The sequence below is a fragment of the Candidatus Accumulibacter sp. ACC003 genome, from assembly GCF_907163085.1.
Classification (GTDB): Bacteria; Pseudomonadota; Gammaproteobacteria; order Burkholderiales; family Rhodocyclaceae; genus Accumulibacter.
In genome coordinates, this window is record NZ_CAJQTX010000006.1 from 129,558 (window position 1) to 149,709 (window position 20,152).

A 20,152-nucleotide genomic window follows, 5' to 3' on the forward strand; every position below is an offset into this window, starting at 1 on the left:
CATCAGGCAAAGGACAGTACATGCAAAGCAGTGGACTATTTAAACCGCGCATCATCGATGTGCTGAGCTTGTCGTCGGTGCATGCGCGGGTGATCATGGAGCCGTTTGAACGCGGCTACGGACACACTCTCGGCAACGCGCTGCGGCGGATTCTGTTGTCGTCGATGCCGGGCTACGCACTGACCGAGGTCAGCATCGATGGTGTGCTCCATGAGTACTCGACAATCGACGGCGTGCAGGAGGATGTCGTCGACATTCTGCTTAACCTGAAAGGTGTGGTCTTCAAGCTGCACAATCGGGAGGAGGTCGTCCTGCGCCTGGCCAAGGAAGGCAAGGGCGTCGTTCGGGCGGGCGATATCGAGGTCTCTCATGACGTCGAGATCATCAATCCCGAGCACGTGATTGCTCACCTGTCGGCCGGTGGCAAGCTGGCGATGGAGATGAAGGTCGAGAAGTCGCTGGGCTACGTCGCGGGCAATCTTCGCGACCTGGGCGAGGGTGGCAAGAGCATTGGCAAACTGGTCCTCGACGCGTCGTTCAGCCCGGTTCGCCGGGTCAGCTACACCGTTGAGAGCGCGCGTGTCGAACAGCGCACCGACCTCGACAAGCTGATCATGGAAATCGAGACCAACGGCGCGATCGAGCCTGAGGAGGCGATCCGCACCGCGGCGCGCATTCTGATGGAGCAGCTTTCGGTTTTTGCCGATCTCGCCGGGACGGCAATGCCCGTCGAGTACCAGAAGACGGTGCAGGTCGATCCGTTGCTGCTGCGTCCGGTAGACGATCTCGAGCTGACGGTTCGCTCCGCCAACTGCCTGAAGGCCGAGAACATCTACTACATCGGGGATCTGATTCAGCGTACCGAGAACGAACTGCTCAAGACGCCGAACCTCGGACGCAAGTCGCTTAATGAAATCAAGGAAGTGTTGGCCGCGCGCGGCTTGACTCTGGGCATGAAGCTTGAGAACTGGCCGCCGGCCGGGCTCGAGAAATAAGCTGCCTGAAAAGAACAGGAAGGAATAGATATGCGTCACCGTTTGGGTCTCCGCAAACTGAATCGTACCAGCGCCCATCGTCTGGCGATGTTGCGCAACATGACCGTTTCACTGCTGCGCGAAGAAGTCATCAAGACGACGCTGCCGAAGGCCAAGGAGCTGCGCCGAGTGATCGAGCCGATCATCACGCTTGGCAAAAAGCCCAATCTCGCCAATCGGCGACTGGCCTTCGATCGTCTGCGTGACCGCGACATGGTGGTCAAGGTTTTTGACGAGCTTGGGCCGCGTTACGCGACGCGAAATGGCGGCTATCTGCGGATTCTGAAGTGTGGTTTTCGCGTCGGCGACAATGCGCCGATGGCCTTGGTCGAGTTGATGGATAGACCCGATACGCCCGCCGGCGTGGTCAGCGAAGCGTAAGCACAGCTCGCCGAATGCAGGGAACCTGCGCCCCGGTGTGGGCGTCAGGAAGAAAGCCAGGCTCAGCCTGGCTTTTTTTCGCGTGCGAGTCGCGTTGCCGACTTTCACGGTAAGCGCCGCTGCTTGTTCCGATCGACCAGCTTGCTCGACTCCGCATGGCGTCGGCAAGGCCAGGTGTTGACGATCCGGGGCGTACTCCGAGTACGTCCGCCCCGGATTTCAGAGCATCCGCCAGTCGGGAAACCCCGAATGCCACCACGATTCGTCCGCTTGCTGTTGCGCTGCGGCAGGCGCTCGATCGCTGGTCGCTGCTGCCGATTGCCGGCAAGTTGCCTGGAGTCCGGCAAACAGCAGCCTTAGACGCGGCACGTCGGCATATCGACGTTGGCATCCCGGCTCTTTCTCCTTGCTGCCCATCAGTCGATCGAGCGTGCCCCAGGCGTTCAGCCGGCGGCGGGTGAGAGCGCGAAGTGTAGTCATGACAAAACCCCCGGAACGAGATTCATGAAGACCGTAGCTGGCGGTCATGATCGGCAGCGCCAAGACGCTGACGAGCTAGAGTTGCACAGCTTTCGGTCACGACCTGCGCACTACGTCACGATTTGGCGGCAATTGCCGACGCCGGCTACGGCGGATTTGTCGGCTGCGGTCGCGTCGCGTGCCGGGCGGCTGGCCGGCGAAGGCGCGATGGCTGCTGATCGCCAGCAAAGCCGCTGACGCCGCGAGTCTTCGAAATTCTCGCGACGAGGCGGGTATCATGGCAGCGTCGGCGCCGGCTTCGTTCGGCAATTGATGCTTGACCAAGCAGCGGAGGGCAAAATGCCAGCCAGAAACGTTGAGTGCGGCATGATTCGCGTGACAGTCGCGTTGGCGACTCAGCAACCGCCCTTTCTGGCGCGAGACGAGTCGCTGTTGAGCAAAATCGTCATGCGTTTCAACATCCATGGCGGCGCGACGCGCCGCGGGCAATGACGCTCGGTCCATCGCGCTCGGCGTGTCGTTGTCTGCGAGCTGGCTGGCGGCCGGGGTGCCGTTAATGGTGCGCGTGCCGAATCTTGTCGAACTCGACGTTCCGCAAGCAGCAGCGGTTCGTGGCGAGTTGCTGCGTGGTCTGCTGGCGTGCCCGGCGGTGATCGCGCCCAAGTATCTCTACGACGCTCTCGGGTCGCGTCTGTTCGCGGCGATCACCGAGCTGCCCGAGTACTATCCGACGCGCACCGAGGCGGCAATCCTGGCGGCTCATCGCGACGCCATCGCCGCCGAGTTGCCGCGCGGACTGACGCTGGTCGACGTCGGCGCGGGCAACTGTGAAAAGGCGGCGCGCTTGTTGAGGCCGCTGCGGGTGAGCACCTACGTCGCCGTCGATATCTCGCTGGAATTCCTGCGCGAGGCGCTTGAACGTCTGCAGCAACACCATCCCGACGTCACCATGCTGGGCATCGGCAGCGACTTTTCGAGTCGTCTGCGGCTACCTGCGGTGCTTGGTGAGGGATCGCGCCTGCTGTTCTATCCGGGTTCGAGCATTGGTAACTTTATGCCGGCGCAGGCCTTGGACTTCCTGCGTCAATTACATGCCGCGGCGCAAGGCGGTGCGCTGTTGATCGGCGTCGACCTGCTCAAGCCGGTCGAGGTGCTCGAACGCGCCTACGACGATCCGCTGCAAGTCACCGCCGCCTTCAACCGCAATCTGCTGCGGCACGTCAACGATCTCGTCGGCTGCGATTTCGCCCTCGCCGACTGGCGGCACCGGGCGTTCTTCAACGCCGCGCAGTCGCGCATCGAAATGCATCTGGAAGCGCGGCGCGGCGTGACCGTTCGCTGGCCTGGCGGCGAACGCGCCTTTGCCGCGGCCGAGCGGATTCATACCGAGAACTCGTACAAATGGCGCGCCGACGATTTCGCCACGCTGTTGGTCGATGCCGGTTTTACGGTGATCCGGCGCTGGACCGACGAGCGCGGCTGGTTCGCCGTATTCCTGGCCGGGGCCTGAGCGGGGTGGCCGGCGGCTCGTCACACTTCGACCGCGCAGCTGCGGAAGCCGCTGACGATGTCGTTGCGTTCGGCCGTGAAGAAGTTACGGTAGCGCGGGTGTGCCAGTTCGGCTGCCGTCGCCCAGCTGCCGCCGCGCGGGACGTAGCGGCTGTCGAACCAGGGTGCCGAATAGTCGCGGTAGGGATGTGCGACAAAGCCCGGGTAGGGCCGGAAGCGGCTGGCAGTCCATTCCCAGACCTCGCCCCAGTGGAAATTCTGCGCACTGCGTGCGCTGAGTGCAGCGCATTCCCACTCGCCTTCGCTGGGCAGCCGGCGTTGTGCCCAATGGCACCAGGCCTGGGCCTCGAAGCGGCTGAGGTGGGCCGCCGGTGCAGCCATCGGCAGTGGCTGCCATTGTCCGAAGCAGCGCCGTTGCCATTGACCGTCGACGCAGCGCAGATAGCGCGGTGCGGCCAGTGCGCTGGCCTCGCGCCACTGCCAGCCGGCAGGCGACCAGTAGCGCGCGTTGTGATAACCGCCGGCGACAACGAAGGGCAGGTAGCGTTGCCAGCTCACCGGCTCGGCGTCGATCGCGAAGGCCGGCAGGCGCACACGATGTCGCGCGAGTTCGTTGTCGAAGGCGAAACCCGGCCGCTGGTAACCGAGCAGCCACTCGCCAGCCGGCACGCGCAGGCTAGCTGTCGGCGGGCGCGGCAGCCCTTGTCGCGACGCCGCCAGCAGCGCTTCGGGCAGCGGCAGCTCGAGCGCCTGCGCCATGTACGTCGCTGCTTCGGCGTGCATCTGCTCGTGCAACAGCACCAGGCGGAAAAAGTAGAGGTCGGCCGGCGTGGTGGCGCTCCGCGCGAGCAGATCGAGTGTTTCGGCGAGCGCCGCGGCCAGATATTCGCGGCTAGCTTCGAGGTCGGGCAAGCGCAGGCGCCAGCGCGCCGCGTGCGCGACGATGCTGGAGTCGTAAAGCGCGTCGGCGCCAGCCAGGCGCCCGGCCGGCCGCGCGTGCTCGGGGTCGCAGGAAATTCCCCGCGAGCGCTGCAGGTTGCGCGCGATCCAGTAATCCTGAAACCAGCCAATATGGCCTATTTCCCACAAGGGTGGATTCAGTTGCGGCGAAAAAGGAACGCGCAGCGCCGCTCCGAGAGCCTGCTCGTAGGCGGTCAGCAAGGCCAGCGTGCGTTGGCGCGCGCCCGTCAGTGCCGCATCCAGGACCTGCACGTCGCCCTCGCGAGCGGCGTCGGCCGCTGCCCATCGACTGTCTGCACTCATCGATTCGTCATCCCGGGCCTCCTCGCTGAAAGTGTGCAGCACCCGTGAGCAGGTCGCCGCCGCTTCCGCAGCTGGTCATTGTGAGCCCGGCGCTCGCCGCTGCCAACAACGGCAACTGGCGGACGGCGCGTCGCTGGCAACGATTCCTTGCGCCAGAGGCCTCGACGCGCGTCGTCAGCCAATGGCCGGAGGCGTTCGCTGCCGACGACCAGGCGATGTTGGCCCTGCACGCCCGCCGCTCTGCACCATCGGTCGCCGCCTGGCGAGCCGCGCATCGCGTGGGTGGGCTGGCGCTGATCCTGACCGGCACCGACCTCTACCACGACATTCACCACGACGCCGCGGCGCAAGCGGCGCTGCACCTGGCCGACGCACTGGTGGTCCTGCAGGAACTTGGGCCGTTGGCCTTGCCTGCCGACCTGCGGGCCAGGGCGCGAATCATCTTCCAGTCGACCAGCCGCCGCCGCAGCGTGCCGAAAACAGGCCGCTACCTGTGCGCGCTGATGGTCGGTCACCTGCGCGACGAAAAGTCACCCGAGACGCTCTTTGCCGCCGCTCGCGCGCTTGCCGCGCACGACGATATCCGCCTCGAGCACATTGGCGACGCCCTCGATCCGCGGCTCGCGGCCGCCGCTGTGGCGACGATGGCCGCCTGTGCCAACTACCGCTGGCTGGGTGGGCAGCCGCACGCGGCGACGCGTCGCCGCATCCAGCACGCGCACCTGCTGGTTCACGCCAGCCGCCTAGAAGGCGGCGCGCACGTGCTGATGGAAGCGGTGTGCAGCGGCACGCCGGTGATCGCCTCGGCGATCGACGGCAATATCGGCATGCTCGGCAAGGACTACGCGGGCTACTTCGCCTGCGGCGACGCGCCGGGACTGGCAGCCTTGCTCGTCCGCTGCCGCGCCAGCCAGGGCCAGACCGACGGCGTTCTGGCGGAGCTTGCCGCGCAGTGCCAGCGGCGCGCCGAGCGTTTCGCGCCGGCCAGCGAACAAGCCGCCGTGCGGCAACTGCTCGCCGACCTGCTCGGCAGCGCAGCGATCGGCGGACGCTAGATGCGCGGCAGCGAACAACCGGTGCTTCGCGATATCGTCCTGGTCGGCGGCGGCCACAGCCACGTCGTCGTCCTCGGGCGCTTCGCCATGCGCCCGGAGCCCGGCGTTCGCCTGACGCTGATCTGCAGCGATACGCACACCCCGTATTCGGGAATGCTGCCCGGCTATATCGCCGGCCACTACAGCTACGATGAGGTGCATATCGACCTCCGCCGACTGGCCGAGTTTGCCGGTGCGCGCTACTACCAGGACGAGGTTGTCGGTCTCGAGCGGACGCAGCGCAAGGTGCTCTGTGCGCGGCGGCCACCGGTCGCCTACGACCGTGTCTCGATCAACGTCGGCTCGATGCCGGCGGTCGATCGCGTCGCCGGCGCCGCCGAACACGCGCTTCCCGTCAAGCCGATCCGCCGCTTCAACGATCGCTGGCTGGCTTTGCTCGAGCGCGTTCGCCGACACGCCGGCGAGACGACCATTGCGCTGGTCGGCGCCGGCGCCGGTGGTGTCGAACTGACGTTGGCCATGCAGTATCGCCTGCGCAACGAGCTACGCGCCCTGGGACGTAATCCCGACGAGCTGCACTTCCACCTTTTTTCCGCCGAACGCGACATCCTGCCCACCCACAACGCGCGCGTGCGGCAGAGCTTCGAGCGCGTGCTGGCCGCGCGTGGCGTCGTCGTTCATCGCGCCGCCGAGGTCAGCGAGGTCAGCCACGGTCAATTACGCACCCGATCGGGCGAGACGCTGTCCGCCGACGAGATCGTCTGGGTGACGCAGGCCGGCGCTGCTGCCTGGCTGCGCACTACCGGCCTGGCGCTCGACGACAGCGGCTTCGTGCAGGTCCGCGCCAGCCTGCAGAGCGTCGATGATGCGCAGGTCTTTGCCGCTGGCGACTGCGCGGCGATGGTCGACGCGCCGCTCGAGAAAGCGGGTGTCTTCGCCGTTCGCCAGGGCCGGCCGCTGGCCGACAACCTGCGTCGCTCGCTGCTCGGGCAGCCGCTGCGCTCGTACCGGCCGCAGGCGCGCTGGCTGGCGCTGATCAGTACCGGCGACCGTTACGCCATTGCCTCGCGCGGCTTTCTCCATTTCAAGGGCGGCTGGGTGTGGCGCTGGAAGGACTGGGTCGACCGACGCTTCATGGCGCGTTTCAATGATCTGCCGTCAATGCTCGCCAGGCCGTCAGGCGTAGTGGCCAAGCTGCCACTCGATCAGGCCGAAGCGGCGCAGGCGATCTCGGCGGTCGCCATGCGCTGCGGTGGCTGCGGCGCCAAGGTCGGCGCCAGTGTGTTGTCGCGGGCGCTGGCGGCGGTGCACCCGATAGAGCACGAAGACGTGCTGATCGGCCTGCACGCGCCCGACGACGCGGCTATCGTGCGCGTGCCATCGGGCAAGGCCATCGTCCAGACCGTCGATTTCTTTCGCGCGTTCATCGACGATCCCTGGTTGTTCGGCCGCATCGCCGCCAACCACGCGCTCGGCGACATCTTTGCCATGGGCGCCGAGGCGCAGACGGCGACGGCCATCGCCACGCTGCCGCCCGGACTCGAAAGAAAGGTCGAGGAAACGCTGTTGCAGATGATGTCCGGCGCCGTCGAAGTGCTCAATGAGGCCGGCTGTGCGCTGGTCGGTGGCCACAGCGGCGAGGGCGTCGAACTGGCGCTCGGCTTCGCCATCAACGGTCTGATCGACGAAAAGCTGGCAGGCGTGATGTGCAAGGGCGGCATGCGCCCCGGCGACAACCTGATCCTCAGCAAGCCGATCGGCACCGGCACGCTGTTCGCCGCGCACGCCCGGCTGCAGGCCAGGGGGCGCTGGATCGACGATGCGCTGGCGTCGATGGACCTGTCCAGCCGCCGCGCCGCCAATTGCCTGCGCGAGCACGGTGCGACGGCGTGCACCGACCTCACCGGTTTCGGCCTGCTTGGCCATCTGCTCGAGATGACGCGCGCGTCCGGCGTCGATGCCGAGCTCGACCTGGCCGCCCTGCCGGTTCTCGATGGCGCCGTCGACACCAGCGCCGCGGGTATCCTCAGTTCGCTGCAGCCGGCGAACGTGCGCCTGCGCCGCGCCCTGCGCAACCAGGAGGAAGGCCGCGCGCACGCCAACTACCTGCTGCTCTTCGACCCGCAAACCGCCGGCGGCCTGCTGGCCAGCGTGCCGGCCGAGCGAGCCAGCGACTGCGTAGAGGCGCTGCGGTCGCTGGGTTACGAAAAGGCGGCGTGCATCGGGCGGGTTCTGCCTCCTGGCGATGACCTCGCGCCAATCGAGTTGAAGGTATAGCGGCGAAGATGGGTGGGACTTCGCCGAACTCGGCATCGCGTGCAGTGTCGGTGGTCTGGCGATTGCCGATGCGTAACACGGGGCTATAGCCGCCTGCCTACCGGACGACTATCAATAGCGCAGCCCTGCGTGAAATTCAGGGATGGTGGAAGCCTGTCTGTCCGGGGTCCACACGATGGCCGAGATCGGCTGCCATTTCGCGGCAAATCTGCGAAGCGTCGCAGTGGAATGCCGCAACGTGAGCACTACCCCTTTTCCTTTCCTTCTAGCCAGCAATTAGTGGGGTGGTACGCCCAGGAAACGCACGGAGAAGCTTGCCGTCCATGGTCACGACCCTGGTATCGAGCTTCTTTGCCAGCGCAACAAATTCGCAGTCGTATGCGGAGCAATCACTGGTCTTCACGAGTTCAAGGACATCGGTCGAGACAACCTCGAACTCCAGACCATCAAGCAGGTCTTCGGCGGCCTGCTGTATGCTCATGGCCTGCTCAAAGGTGAGCGCTTTTCGCCTCATGTAGCCGGCCAGGATGTTTCTGAATTCGCTCCGCCACAAGATCGGCGCCGCCCATTCATGGTCGCGCTCGAATAATGCTTCGGCGGCGGCAGTGAACTCGCTCGGCAGGTAGAGATAAGCAATGATGTTGGTGTCAGCCACAATCATGGGCGGCCCTGGCGCTTTTCCACGTCGATATCTGGCGCTCGGAACTTGTCGTGCAGCAATGCGCCTCGTAGCGCACGCGCTTGCGCCAGTCTCTCGTCGGGTGTCTGCCTGGCAGGCAGTAGCACGGCCTCCAGGCAGACAATCGCCTCGCTGTTCAGACTGCGGCGGTGCGTTTCTGCGGAATGCTTCAAACGCTCATACACCGTGTCCGGGATGTTCTTCAGGGTAAGGGTCGTCGGCATGCGTCTCTCCAACCGAAATGGAACCATCATGGTTCTTCTCGGCAACTCAGTCAACGGCGCGCTCGGCCAACTCGCGGAGACGAGGGTACGGAGAGCGCCGGCGAACGCCTGAGCAGCGAGCGTTCGTCCAATGAATCACGCTTGGCCGAGCCCTTGAATAGGCGTCTGCGCGCCGATGGAAGCCCTTTCGGCAGCGATCCGCCGGCTCACGAAGCATCCGATCTCAGCGCCATCTGCATGTCGCGTTGACGGGCGCGGTCCCGGCGCAGCATCACCAGGCCGGCGATCAGGACACCGAGGGTCACCAGCGCGACCATGATCGTCGCCAGCGCGTTGATGTCCGGACTGACGCCCAGCCGCACTTTCGAGAAGATCACCATCGGCAGCGTGCTCGCGCCCGGGCCCGAGACGAAACTGGCGATCACCAGGTCGTCGAGCGAAATGGTGAACGCCAGCAGCCAGCCGGAAATCAGCGCCGGCGAGATGATCGGCAGCGTCACCCGCATGAAGACGCTGGCCGGTCGCGCGCCGAGGTCCATCGCCGCTTCTTCGAGCGAGACGTCGAGCGACGCCAGGCGCGATTGCACGATCACTGTCACGTACGACAGCGTCAGCGTGATGTGCGCGATGGTGATGGTGCTGACGCCGCGGCCAGCGGGCCAGCCGAAGGCCTGTTCGGTGGCGACGAACAGTAGCAGTAGCGACAGGCCGGTAATCACTTCGGGCATCACCAGCGGCGCGGTGCTCATTCCGGACAACAGCGTGCGGCCGCGAAAGCGACCGAAGCGCGCCAGCGCCAGGCCGGCCAGCGTGCCGAGGATCGTTGCGCCGGTGGCATTGACCGCCGCGATGCGCAGCGACAGCCAGGCGGCTTCGAGAATCTGCTCGTTGTCGAACAGCCGGCTGTACCACTCGGTCGAGAAGCCGCTCCAGACGGTCACCAGTCGCGACTCGTTGAACGAGTAGACGACCAACGAGACGATCGGGATGTACAGGAAGGCGAAACCGAAGAGCAGGAACGACAGTCTCGCCAGCGAGGTCTTCGAGTTCACGCCCGCTCTCCGGCCTGCCGTCCCTGCACGCGCTGGAAGTACACGATCGGTGCGACGAGGAGCAGCAACAGGGCGATGGCGACGGCACTGGCGACCGGCCAGTCGCGGTTGTTGAAGAATTCGGTCCACAGGATCTTGCCGATCATCAGCGAGTCCGCTGGCCCGAGTAGCGCCGGGATCACGTACTCGCCGACCGCCGGGATGAAGACCAGCATGCAGCCGGCAACGATGCCCGGCAGCGACAAGGGCAGGGTGATGCCGATGAAGGCGCGCAGCGGTCGGCAACCGAGGTCGGCGGCGGCTTCGAGCAGCGTCAGGTCCATCTTCTCCAGATTTGCATACAGCGGCATGACCATGAACGGCAGGTAGGCGTAGACGATTCCCAGGTAGGTCGCGAAATCGGTCTGCAGCATGACGATGGGGCGGTCGATGACGCCCAGCCAGAGCAGCAGGTTGTTGAGCAGGCCATTGTTCTTGAGGATGCCGATCCAGGCGTAGACGCGCAGCAGGAACGACGTCCAGAAGGGCAGGATGACCAGCATCAGCAGGATGCCGCGCCAGCGCGTGTCGCTGCGGGCGATGGCATACGCCAGCGGATAGCCGATCAACAGCGCGGCCAGCGTCGAGATGGCGGCCACCTGCACCGAGTTGGCGAAGGCGCGCAGGTACAGGCTGTCTTCGACGAGGTACAGGTAGTTGCCGGGATTGACGTTCAGCCGGATGTCGGCGAGCCGGTCGCCGGCCCATTGCAGCAGCGGCTGGTACGGCGGCATGGCGATCTGCGCTTCCGAAAACGAGATCTTCAGGACGATCGCGAAGGGCACCAGGAAGAACAGCAGCAGCCACAGGTAGGGCACCGCGATCACCGCCGTGCGACCGCTCAGCCCGCGGCGCGCGAGTTGCGTTCGTGCCCAGCGGCACGGTGGCAGCCCCACGAGTGCGCCGAGCTGCGTCCGGACGGCGCCGGCCAGGCGCTCGCCTGGCGTCGCGTCGGCCTTCATGCGCTGATCACCAGCGGGCTGGTGTTGCGCCAATGCACGTACACTTCCTGTTCCCAGGTGATTCCCTGGTCGTCGAAGCGGCTGACGTTGGGACGCGTCACGCGCACCGTCTTGCCCGACCGGAGACGGATCAGGAAGACCGACAGGTCGCCCAGATAGGCGATCTCCTTGACCACGCCCTGCGTCCAGTTGGCGGCCGTTTGCGGCGGTGCCAGCGATACCTGCATCTTCTCCGGGCGGATCGCCACCCAAACCTGGCCTTGCGGCGGCGGGTCGTCGCCGCGGGCGACGAGTACCGGTCGCTCGAGTTCGTGGCAGGTGATCGTCGTTTGCCCGGGTTGATCGGCGCTCGGCCGACCTGCAAAGAGGTTGACCGAACCGATGAACTCGGCGACGAAGCGGTTGCCGGGAAACTCGTAGATCTCCCTGGGCGTGCCGACCTGCACGATCCGGCCGTGCTCCATGACGCCGATCCGCGACGACAGGGTCATTGCCTCTTCCTGGTCGTGGGTGACGACGACGAAGCTGATTCCCAGTTGCTCCTGCAGATTTACGAGTTCGAACTGGGTGTGCTCGCGCAGCTTCTTGTCGAGCGCCGCCAGCGGTTCGTCGAGCAGCAGTAGTTTCAGATTTCCTGATCCCGGCCGGGAATGTAGATAGAATTCCGGAATTGCACGTGGCACTTTATTTTGACGGCCATGATTTTCTTATGGCATAAACCAAGCTTCGCTAGGAGTGCAAGGAGGAGCAGACGTTGAGGCAATCGTGGCTTCCAGGGTTTCCGGATGGTGCGCAGAAAGTGGGAGAAGGGTTGGCGATTCTGGAGAAGGATGGCCAAGCGATCTACTTTGTTGGGGGAGACAATTACTTCTCGCACCCCGTAGGAGACGACGCTGGCCGCAGGTTCGCTCTGACCAGCCTGATGGAGAACGGGCACGTCAAGGCGGTCGAACTGGAAAGGCCACCGCTGTGCATCCCGCACCGCACGCTGATGAACTGGGTGGGACAAAGCCGCAAAGCCGGGCCATCGTCTTTCTTTCGACCGGCGGCGGCGAGCCGGCCGCGGATCATGACGCCGGACAAGAGTGCCGAATGCGCGCGGCTGTTGAGCGAGGGAAAGCGTCCTGCCGAAGTGGCACGGCAGGTGGGCGTCCAGGAGTCGACGCTGCGCAAGGCGATCCGGCGCCAGGGCGTGCCGCAGTTGGCCGCCTTGCCGCAAGAGGCAGGGGAGTTGGAAGCGGCGAGCACCAAGAGTGAGCGCAGCCGGGCGGATGCGGAAGCCGCCGCGGGGATGGGCACCGCCTGCACGCGCGCCGACGAGCGGATCCAAACGGCGCTGGGATTGGCGACCGGTGCGACGACGCGCTTCGAAGCGAGCCACGATGTGGCGATGGGGGGGCTGTTGGCCGGCTTGCCGGCCTTGTGCGCGAACGGGCTACTGACCGGCCTGGATCGCCATCTCAAGCTGCCCCGGGGATTCTACAGCGCCTTGCACATCCTTCTCGTCCTCGGCTTCATGGCCCTGGGGCGAATCAAGCGGCCGGAACATCTGCGACAAACCTCGCCCGGAGAACTCGGCAAAGTCATCGGCCTGGACCGGGTACCGGAAGTCCGCACCCTGCGGGAAAAGGTCCATCTGCTGGCCAAGACGGGTGACCCGGCAGCCTGGATGCGGGATCTCGCGAAGCTCTGGATGGAAAGCGAGCCAGAAGAAGCGGGTTACCTGTATGTCGATGGTCATGTTCGGGTGTATCACGGCGAGCAGGCCAGGCTGTCGAAGCGCTACGTCTCGCGCGAACGCCTGTGCCTGCGGGGCACCACCGACTACTGGGTTAACGATGCCCTGGGTCGCCCGTTCTTTGTGGTTTCGCAGCCGCTCAATGACGGACTCGCCGAGACCCTGCTCAAGGACATCGTCCCCCAACTGCTGGAGATTGTCCCGGGACAGCCGACGCCGGCCGAACTGGACGCCGACCCGACCCTGCACCGGTTTGTCATGGTCTTCGATCGGGAAGGGGCCACCCAGAGTCTCCTCGGCAGACTCTGGAAACAGCGCATCGGCGCACTGACCTACCGCAAGAACGTCAAGGACCTCTGGTCCGAAGAGGTGTTTCAGGAACAGGAAGTCCATCTGCCGGCAGGCGGCAGCACCGGGATGAAACTCGCCATGCGCGAAACCCGACTCGGCACAGGCGATGGCAGCCTGGCCGTGAGCGAAGTTCGTCGGCTGACCCAGACGGGACATCAAACAGCCGTGATCACGACCGCCCGGCAACTCGGAAACACCACCATCGCTGGGCGGATGTTCGCCCGTTGGTGCCAGGAAAACTACTTCGCGTACATGATGGAACATTATGATATTGATGGGCTTATCGAGTACGGAGACGACTCTCTTCCCGGCACTCACCAGGTCGTTAACCCCCGCTGGCGGGAACTCGACAAGGCCGTCAGGCAAACCCGCCAGAGCGAAAGAAAACTGCAGGCCGCAATCGCCAGGACGGCCTTGAACGACGGCGGCGAAATCCAGAAAAACGCCGAGTCTGTCGAAGCACTGCAGGCCGTTCAGGAGGAGCTCAAGCGACTTTGCGCGGCGCGCAAGGCAAGCCCCCGAAAGGTGACGATCGACAGTCTGCCCGAGGCCGAGCGACCGACCCAACTGCCGCCGCTGAACAAGATGCTCTGCGATACCGTGAAAATGGTCGCCTACCGGGCCGAGACCGCCATGGTGGCGCTATTGCGCCGCCACTTGAAGAAGGAGGACGACGCACGTGCGCTCATTCGCGAATTGTTCGTTTCTTCCGCTGACATCGAACCGAACGCGCTAGCCAACACCCTGACCATCAAAATTCACCGGATGGCCAGCCCAGCTCATGATCGCGCTATCGCCGCGCTCCTCGAGGAACTCACCCTGCAAGATTTTCCGCATCCGGAAACCGGGGCAAGAATGACCTTCACTCTTGTCTGAAGTGCCAACCCGGTTTCCTCCGAGATCAGGAAATCTGAGTTTGGGTTGCTTGATCAGCGCGCGCGCCAGCGCGACGCGCTGACGCTGGCCGCCCGACAACTGCTCGGGCCGGCGTTTGCCGAAGCCCTCGAGGCGCACCAGTGCGAGCATCTGGGCCACGCGTTCGGCGATCTCCGAGCGTGGGCGGTGCTCCATCTTGAGGCCGAAGCCGATGTTCTGTTCGACGCTCATGTGCGGGAACAGTGCATACGACTGAAACATCATGTTCACCGGGCGTTCGTAGGGCGGGATACCGCTCATGTCGAGGCCATCGATGAAAATTTTGCCGCGGCTCGGTTGCTCGAAGCCGGCGAGCATGCGCAGCAGCGTGGTCTTGCCGCAGCCCGAGCCGCCGAGCAGGCAGAACAGCTCGCTCCTGAAAATGTTCAGCGAGACGTCGTCTACCGCGACGAAGTCACCGAAGCGCTTCGTGACACCTTCGATGCGGATATACGGTTGCGCCGTCGGGTCGTTCCACGCCGGCCGACCGCCGGCCGCCGCTGCTGCAGACGACGCCATGTCAATTCCAGCGTGAACTAATGACCGGTCTGGAAGCGAGTCCAGGTACGCGTCAGCTGGCGATTGTAGTCGTCGCCGACCGCCAGTTCGGGCGACAGCTTGGCCTTCACCTCGGCGCTGGGAAAGACGCTTGGGTCGTTCTTCACCTCGGCCTTGATGAACGGCTCCGAGGCCAGGTTGCCGTTCGGGTAATGAACCGCGTTGGCGTTGGCCGCCGCCACTTCGGGCTGCATCAGATAGTCGATGAACAGATGCGCGTTCCGGGGATGCTTGGCGTCGGCCGGAATGACCATCATGTCGAACCAGATGATGCTGCCTTCTTTGGGCAGCGAGTAAGCGATCTGCACGCCCTTGCCGGCCTCCCGGGCGCGATCGCGCGCTTGCAGGACGTCGCCGCTATAGCCGACGGCGATACACAGGTCGCCGTTGGCCAGGTCCTCGATGTACTGCGAGGAATTGACCTTGCGCACGTACGGACGAATCTTCAGCAGTTGCTCTTCGACAAGCTTCAGATCGCCGGCGTCCTGGCTGTTGGGGTCCTTGCCGAGATAGATCAGGACAATGCTGCGAATATCGGACGCGGCGTCGAGGATCGAGATCCCGCAATCCTTGAATTTGGCCGCGTATTTTGGATCGAGCACCAGCGCCCAGCTATCGACTGGCGCGCCGGGCATGATCTCCTTGATCTTGCCAACGTTGTAGCCGATGCCGTCGGTTCCCCACATATACGGGACGGCATAGTCGTTGTCGGCGTCGTGTAGCGCGACGCGCTGCATGATTGCCGGATCCATGTTGCCGAGGTTCTTCAGCAGCGACTTGTCCAGTTTCTGGAAAACGCCGGCCTTGATCTGACGTTCCATGAACTGAGCCGATGGCAGCACCAGGTCGTAACCCGTATTGCCCGCCAGCAGCTTGGTCTCGACGACCTCGTTGGAATCGAAGACGTCATAATTGACCTTGATACCGTACTTGGCCTCGAAGTTCTTGACCGTCTCCGGATCGATGTAATCCGACCAGTTATAGACATTGAGCACTTTGTCGGCATCGCTGCTGACGCCGGCTTTGGCCGCCGCCGCCGCTGGCGGAGTAGCGACTTCGGCTTCCTTGCCGCAGGCCGAAAGCAGCAGCGCACCGGCCAGGCACGCGAGCCGGCGGGTGAGGGCCGGGGATGGATGTGTTGAGTGAGACATGACGCAGCCTTTCGATGCGGGGTGACGATAGCGATAGCGGAAGCGTAACCCAGCGCCCACGGCGCGCCAAGAGCTGGATTGCTTGCGGTCAGGCTGGCCGCCGTGCGCGGCCGAGAGTCTTTGCACTTTTCCCCAAGCCGAGAGGTCGTGTGCTGGCGGGGTGCTGAGCGGAAAGCGCTTTGACTATCCGGGCCCTCTGCAGGCGCCTGCCTAACAGCGAGCGCGGGTTCAGCCGAAGCGAGTCGTAAGTCGCAGCCGCGATTTTCACGCCGCGCCGCGCTGGCCGCGGCACTTGAGCACCCTAATGGGTCGCCAGACTGAAGTACTGGGTGATTCCCTCAAGGACGTTGTTCGCCGCCACCGACGCCAGGATCAATCCCATCACGCGGCTGACGATGCTCGCGCCGGCGTCGCCGATGACGCGCTGAATCGGCTCGGCCAGGCGCAGCAGCACGTAGGTGACGATCAATACGCTGACCATGATCGCCGTCGTTTGCGCCTGCTCGGCAATCGAATTTCTCGTGTTGTCGGTCAGCAGGACAATTGCCATCATCGCTCCGGGCGAGGCGATCGACGGGATGGCCAGCGGGAAGACCGACGGATCGCTGCTGCCGCTGACCATTTTCTTTTCTTCGTCGGGCTTGCTTTCGCCGAAAATCATCGTCAGTGCGAAGAGGAACAGGATGATCCCTCCGGAGATCTGAAAGGCGCTCAGCGGCACACTGATGGCGTTCAACAGCAGTTCGCCGGCGACGACGAAGAACACCAGCACGCCCAGTGCGACGAGGATCGCGCGGCCGGCGATCTGCTTTCGCCTGGCCGCTGCCATTCCCTGCGTGACCGAGATGAAGACCGGTACGCTGCCGATGGGATCGATCACCGCCCAAAGGACGGCGAAGCTTTGCATGAATGTCGCGTAGTCGAGCATGAGGTTTACTCCGCTGGGTGTCTTGGCACCGACCTCGGTTTCGCCTGGTCGGCGCCTTGCTTTGACCCGAGGTCAGGGCCAGTTCTTGCTCGGGTGATGCGAGGAAGAAGCGCTGCCGTGCCGGCCGCCTCATCGCCGCTTATTGCGCGGTGCTGCTTGCCTACTGGACGTCGCCAAGCTCGGCTTGTCGCCGATAGTACGCGCGCAGTCCTTGTTCCGCAAAGCCGCAGCAGGCGCCGAGGTGGCGTGGCGATGACCGCCGTCGACCCGCTGGCGAGCACGGCGCTGGCCGACCACCAACGCCTGCTGATGCGCACTCACCATGGCGTCGCCCACCGCAGCTGCAAAAATCGCTCAGAGGCGGCTCAGCAATTCCGTCTTCTTGGCCGAGAATTCCTCGTCACTGACGATGCCCTTGGCTCTGAGGTCGGCCAGTCTTTCGATTACCGCGAAGATGTCCTGGTCGCGAGCCGGCGGTGGCGTCGTGTCCTGCGGCACGCTCTGATAGCGAGGCGCCTCGGGCGCTGTCGATGGTGTCGCGGCTGTCGCGGGTAGCGACGGCGAAGGGGCTTTGGCTGCCTGCCCGGTCGACGAAAGCACCGGCAGGCTGGCGACGTCGATCAAGCCATGCTGGCTCGAGAAGCTCAGCGTGCCGCCGATCGATTGCTGCTGCGAGAAGCCGCCGATCTGGTGGTCGAGCGTGTCATAGACGGTGACCGTGCCGCCGACGTCGATCGCCAGGCGTCGCGCTTGCGCGAAGTGGGCATAGCGAACGCCGTTCTGCGCACCGGTGCTGTTCGGATGGCGCAGGTCGCCGGGCCACCAGTCGCCCGAGGTACCCGGCGCCGGCGGCACGAACAGGCTGACCGGCCCGACCGACGCCGATCCGTGTTGCTGAGCACCGCCGAAACTGGCCTGCTCCTGGCCGGTGTTCCAGGCGCCCTGGCCGCCCTGGCTTTGCGACTGGAAGCTACCACTGCGGATCAGATCGGGCTGCTGGGCGACGAGTGTCGCGAGTTCGTTGCACAGCGCGTCGATGCGCCCCTTGAGATGGTTGTCGAACAGGTTCGAGACCATGATCATGCCGCCACGCATCCATTGCCCCGAGCCGGAGAATTCGGGATGCGAGAATTGCGCCATGCTGCCGTTGCCGTTGATCACCGACTCGAGCATGCTCAGCACGGCGTTGGCACTGAAGCCATGGCGCTGAGCGATATCGTCGATGGCCTGCTGGCCGCTGGGGGAAAGTTGTCGCATGCTGATGAGCCTCGATGTTGAAACGGACGCTTCTGAAGGTTCCTGGCGGCGGCCAGTCGAGCGCCGGGCGCCGGGCCGGCGAAGGTGCCGGAACGGGAGTCTACGCCTATCGTTGTGAGCCAGGCAATCGGCCGCTGGCACCTTGTCGGTGCGGCGCGATCGCGCCGCTCTGGCTGGTCAGCCTGGCCACGTCGCGTGCAGGTATGCAGACCGCCGCGTGTACGGCAAGATGACGCCCGCCACGGCGATCGCGTAAATCGCTTCCGACGTGCCGTCGTCGGCGGCGCCTGTTCGCCATTCTGCGCCGCTGCCATAGCCGTCACAATCCATCCCAGGAGGAGTGCCACGATGAGCGATATCGTTTTCTACACCAACCCGCAGTCACGTGGGCGTGTTGCCCACTGGATGCTTGAAGAGGTCGGCGCGCCTTATAAAACGGTCTGGCTGGAGTTCGGGCCGGCGATGAAGAGCGCCGACTATCTGGCGGTGAATCCGATGGGCAAGGTCCCAGCGCTCAGGCACGGTGGCGCGCTGCTCACCGAAACGGCCGCCATCTGCGCCTACCTTGCCGACCGTTTTCCAGAGCGGGGCTTGCTGCCGGCAGCCAACGATCCCGCCCGTGCGGCCTACTTCCGCTGGCTGTTCTTTGCCGCCGGCCCGCTTGAGCTGGCCGTGACTGCCAGGGCGCTTGACTGGCAAGTTCCTGATGGCAAGAGCGGCTTTGTCGGCTTCGGCAGTTACGGCCAAACGCTAGACGTCCTCGAACACGCGCTGCAGCCAGGACCCTACGTCTGCGGCGAGCAATTTACTGCCGCCGACGTGTACCTCGGCTCGCAGCTTGGCTGGGGCTTGCAGTTCGGTACCATCGAAAAACGGCCCTGCTTTGCCGCCTACGTCGAACGGCTGCACGAGCGGCCGGCAGCGCGACGCGCCGATTGGCTCAACGAAGAGCATCTGCAAAATGCTGGCGCCTGATGCGCCGCTCGCACACGACGCGGCACGGCCTCGCCGTCGGCGTCGCGCGCAGCCGAATGAGTGCGGCACGGCCACCTGCTGGAATCGATCGAGCGAGGACCCACGATGCCCAGCCCACGCGTAATGGCCCTGACGGTGCTGGCGATGATCGCCTTTGCCGGCAATTCACTGCTTTGCCGGGCCGCTCTCCAGCATACCAGCATCGACGCCGCCAGCTTCACGACGATCCGTCTGATTGCCGGCGCGCTGATGCTGGTGCTGGTGGTGCGCCTGCGTGCCGGCAGCCGGGTCGGCGGCGGCAACTGGCTGTCGGCGCTGGCGCTGTTCGCCTACGCCGCGGGTTTCTCCTTCGCCTATCGGAGCCTGCCGGCCGGCGCCGGTGCGCTGCTGCTCTTTGGCGCGGTGCAGGCGACGATGATCGGTCACGGTCTGCTGCGCGGCGAACGTCTGCTGCGCTGGCAAGTCGTCGGCCTGCTGCTGGCGCTCGCCGGCCTCCTCGGTCTCCTGCTGCCGGGGCTCTCGGCGCCGCCGCTGAGTGGCGCCTTGTTGATGCTTGGTGCCGGTGTCGCCTGGGGCGTCTATTCCCTGCGCGGCAAGTCGGGCGGCGACCCGACGCGGGTCACGGCCGGCAACTTCCTGCGCGCGGTGCCGATCGCCGTCGCCTTGAGCGCATTCAGCGCCTTGACGCTGAACGCCGCGTCGCTGGACAGCGCCGGTGTCTGCTACGCGCTCGCGTCCGGCGCGCTCGCCTCGGGGGTCGGCTACGCGATTTGGTACACGGCCTTGCCGGCTTTGCCCGCGACCAACGCCGCGACGGTGCAACTCAGCGTCCCGGTGATTGCCGCGCTGGGCGGAATCGCTTTTCTTGGCGAACCGCTGACGCTGCGCCTGACCTTGTCGTCGGTCGCCATTCTCGGCGGCATAGCGCTGGTGATTCTCGAGAAGCGGCCGGCCGTCAGCCGCCGCTAAGGTCATGCTCCTGCAGGAGGTGGTCGGCGGGAGCGTCGACTTGGGGTACCGCTTCGGGTGTCGATTCACCCCTGAGCGTGCGCGCCACCGGGACGATCGGCGCTTTCGTCTTTCGCCGGTACGTCGACGTGCGATAGCGCCTGTTGCCTCGGGCCCGACCGGTCGCGTATCACTTCCCGGCGCAGGGTCTAGCCGCGATCAGATGGTGCAAATGGAGCGGCAAGAGCTCGGCGTGACGCGGAGCCACTGGCACTTGGCGGTGCTCAGTTCTGGCGCTGCTCGCGCCAAGCATGTCGCGCCAAGCACATTGCCGGCCTCGCATCCGTGTCGAAGAATTTTACAGTCCACCATCGGT

At 64.9% G+C, this 20,152-nt stretch carries 18 protein-coding genes and 1 pseudogene; 8 read left to right on the forward strand and 11 right to left on the reverse strand.

Annotated features, from left to right (window positions below; genetic code table 11):
• Window positions 1-20: 20 nt before the first annotated feature.
• Both rpoA and rplQ read left to right on the forward strand, forming a co-directional pair.
• Window positions 21-995 (forward strand): DNA-directed RNA polymerase subunit alpha, encoded by a 975-nt coding sequence (rpoA, locus tag QZ656_RS13880; protein WP_291993965.1) that lies wholly within the window; start codon window positions 21-23, stop codon window positions 993-995.
• A 30-nt stretch (window positions 996-1,025) separates the two neighbouring features.
• The gene (gene rplQ, locus QZ656_RS13885) at window positions 1,026-1,415 is read left to right on the forward strand and encodes a 50S ribosomal protein L17 (protein ID WP_291993966.1); all 390 of its coding nucleotides are present in this window, start codon (window positions 1,026-1,028) and stop codon (window positions 1,413-1,415) included.
• A gap of 219 nt (window positions 1,416-1,634) precedes the next feature.
• On the opposite strand, the gene QZ656_RS13890 is transcribed toward rplQ, so the two are convergent.
• Window positions 1,635-1,943 (reverse strand): hypothetical protein, encoded by a 309-nt coding sequence (locus tag QZ656_RS13890; RefSeq protein ID WP_291993967.1) that lies wholly within the window; start codon window positions 1,941-1,943, stop codon window positions 1,635-1,637.
• Between the two features lie 508 nt (window positions 1,944-2,451).
• Here QZ656_RS13890 and egtD point away from each other — a divergent pair.
• Window positions 2,452-3,405, forward strand: a complete 954-nt coding sequence (egtD, locus tag QZ656_RS13895) for an L-histidine N(alpha)-methyltransferase (protein WP_291994214.1) — start codon at window positions 2,452-2,454, stop codon at window positions 3,403-3,405.
• A 20-nt stretch (window positions 3,406-3,425) separates the two neighbouring features.
• Here the strand turns inward: egtD and senA are convergent, their stop codons facing one another.
• Window positions 3,426-4,667 carry a selenoneine synthase SenA gene (gene senA, locus QZ656_RS13900; RefSeq protein ID WP_291993968.1) on the reverse strand — a complete coding sequence of 414 codons (1,242 nt, stop codon included), beginning with the start codon at window positions 4,665-4,667 and terminating at the stop codon, window positions 3,426-3,428.
• A 44-nt stretch (window positions 4,668-4,711) separates the two neighbouring features.
• On the opposite strand from senA, the gene senB reads away from it, so the two are divergent.
• Complete coding sequence (gene senB, locus QZ656_RS13905) at window positions 4,712-5,722, forward strand: selenoneine biosynthesis selenosugar synthase SenB (protein WP_291993969.1); 1,011 nt, start codon at window positions 4,712-4,714, stop codon at window positions 5,720-5,722.
• Window positions 5,723-7,999, forward strand: a complete 2,277-nt coding sequence (gene selD, locus QZ656_RS13910) for a selenide, water dikinase SelD (protein WP_291993970.1) — start codon at window positions 5,723-5,725, stop codon at window positions 7,997-7,999.
• Window positions 8,000-8,264: 265 nt separating this feature from the next.
• Here selD and QZ656_RS13915 read toward each other — a convergent pair whose 3' ends face one another.
• The 5 genes from QZ656_RS13915 to QZ656_RS13935 form a co-directional block, all read right to left on the reverse strand.
• Complete coding sequence (locus tag QZ656_RS13915) at window positions 8,265-8,660, reverse strand: type II toxin-antitoxin system VapC family toxin (RefSeq protein ID WP_291993971.1); 396 nt, start codon at window positions 8,658-8,660, stop codon at window positions 8,265-8,267.
• The gene (locus QZ656_RS13920; RefSeq protein WP_291993972.1) at window positions 8,657-8,902 is read right to left on the reverse strand and encodes an Arc family DNA-binding protein; all 246 of its coding nucleotides are present in this window, start codon (window positions 8,900-8,902) and stop codon (window positions 8,657-8,659) included. Before QZ656_RS13920 ends, QZ656_RS13915 begins: the two co-directional genes overlap by 4 nt.
• 206 nt (window positions 8,903-9,108) lie before the next feature.
• A complete protein-coding gene (locus QZ656_RS13925) occupies window positions 9,109-9,954 on the reverse strand; it encodes an ABC transporter permease subunit (RefSeq protein WP_291993973.1) in 846 nt (281 codons plus the stop codon).
• Window positions 9,951-10,955, reverse strand: coding sequence for an ABC transporter permease subunit (locus QZ656_RS13930; protein ID WP_291993974.1), 1,005 nt, complete (start codon window positions 10,953-10,955; stop codon window positions 9,951-9,953). Before QZ656_RS13930 ends, QZ656_RS13925 begins: the two co-directional genes overlap by 4 nt.
• Complete coding sequence (locus tag QZ656_RS13935; RefSeq protein WP_291993975.1) at window positions 10,952-11,638, reverse strand: ABC transporter ATP-binding protein; 687 nt, start codon at window positions 11,636-11,638, stop codon at window positions 10,952-10,954. Before QZ656_RS13935 ends, QZ656_RS13930 begins: the two co-directional genes overlap by 4 nt.
• A gap of 128 nt (window positions 11,639-11,766) precedes the next feature.
• Between QZ656_RS13935 and QZ656_RS13940 the strand changes: the two genes are divergently transcribed.
• A complete protein-coding gene (locus tag QZ656_RS13940; RefSeq protein ID WP_291992871.1) occupies window positions 11,767-13,920 on the forward strand; it encodes a helix-turn-helix domain-containing protein in 2,154 nt (717 codons plus the stop codon).
• A gap of 36 nt (window positions 13,921-13,956) precedes the next feature.
• On the opposite strand, the pseudogene QZ656_RS13945 reads toward QZ656_RS13940, so the two are convergent.
• The 4 genes and pseudogenes from QZ656_RS13945 to QZ656_RS13960 all read right to left on the reverse strand — a co-directional run.
• A pseudogene (locus QZ656_RS13945) lies at window positions 13,957-14,478 on the reverse strand (ABC transporter ATP-binding protein); the annotation flags it as partial.
• A gap of 17 nt (window positions 14,479-14,495) precedes the next feature.
• The gene (locus QZ656_RS13950) at window positions 14,496-15,668 is read right to left on the reverse strand and encodes a polyamine ABC transporter substrate-binding protein (protein ID WP_291993976.1); all 1,173 of its coding nucleotides are present in this window, start codon (window positions 15,666-15,668) and stop codon (window positions 14,496-14,498) included.
• Window positions 15,669-15,969: 301 nt separating this feature from the next.
• On the reverse strand, window positions 15,970-16,596 hold the full coding sequence (locus QZ656_RS13955; protein WP_291993977.1) for a MarC family protein: 627 nt from the start codon (window positions 16,594-16,596) through the stop codon (window positions 15,970-15,972).
• A gap of 354 nt (window positions 16,597-16,950) precedes the next feature.
• Window positions 16,951-17,853, reverse strand: a complete 903-nt coding sequence (locus QZ656_RS13960; RefSeq protein ID WP_291993978.1) for an SHOCT domain-containing protein — start codon at window positions 17,851-17,853, stop codon at window positions 16,951-16,953.
• A gap of 348 nt (window positions 17,854-18,201) precedes the next feature.
• Between QZ656_RS13960 and QZ656_RS13965 the strand changes: the two genes are divergently transcribed.
• Entirely contained in the window at window positions 18,202-18,828 is a 627-nt protein-coding gene (locus QZ656_RS13965; RefSeq protein ID WP_291993979.1) for a glutathione S-transferase family protein, read from the forward strand.
• Window positions 18,829-18,933: 105 nt separating this feature from the next.
• Window positions 18,934-19,797, forward strand: a complete 864-nt coding sequence (locus QZ656_RS13970) for a DMT family transporter (protein WP_291993980.1) — start codon at window positions 18,934-18,936, stop codon at window positions 19,795-19,797.
• Window positions 19,798-20,152 lie beyond the last annotated feature (355 nt).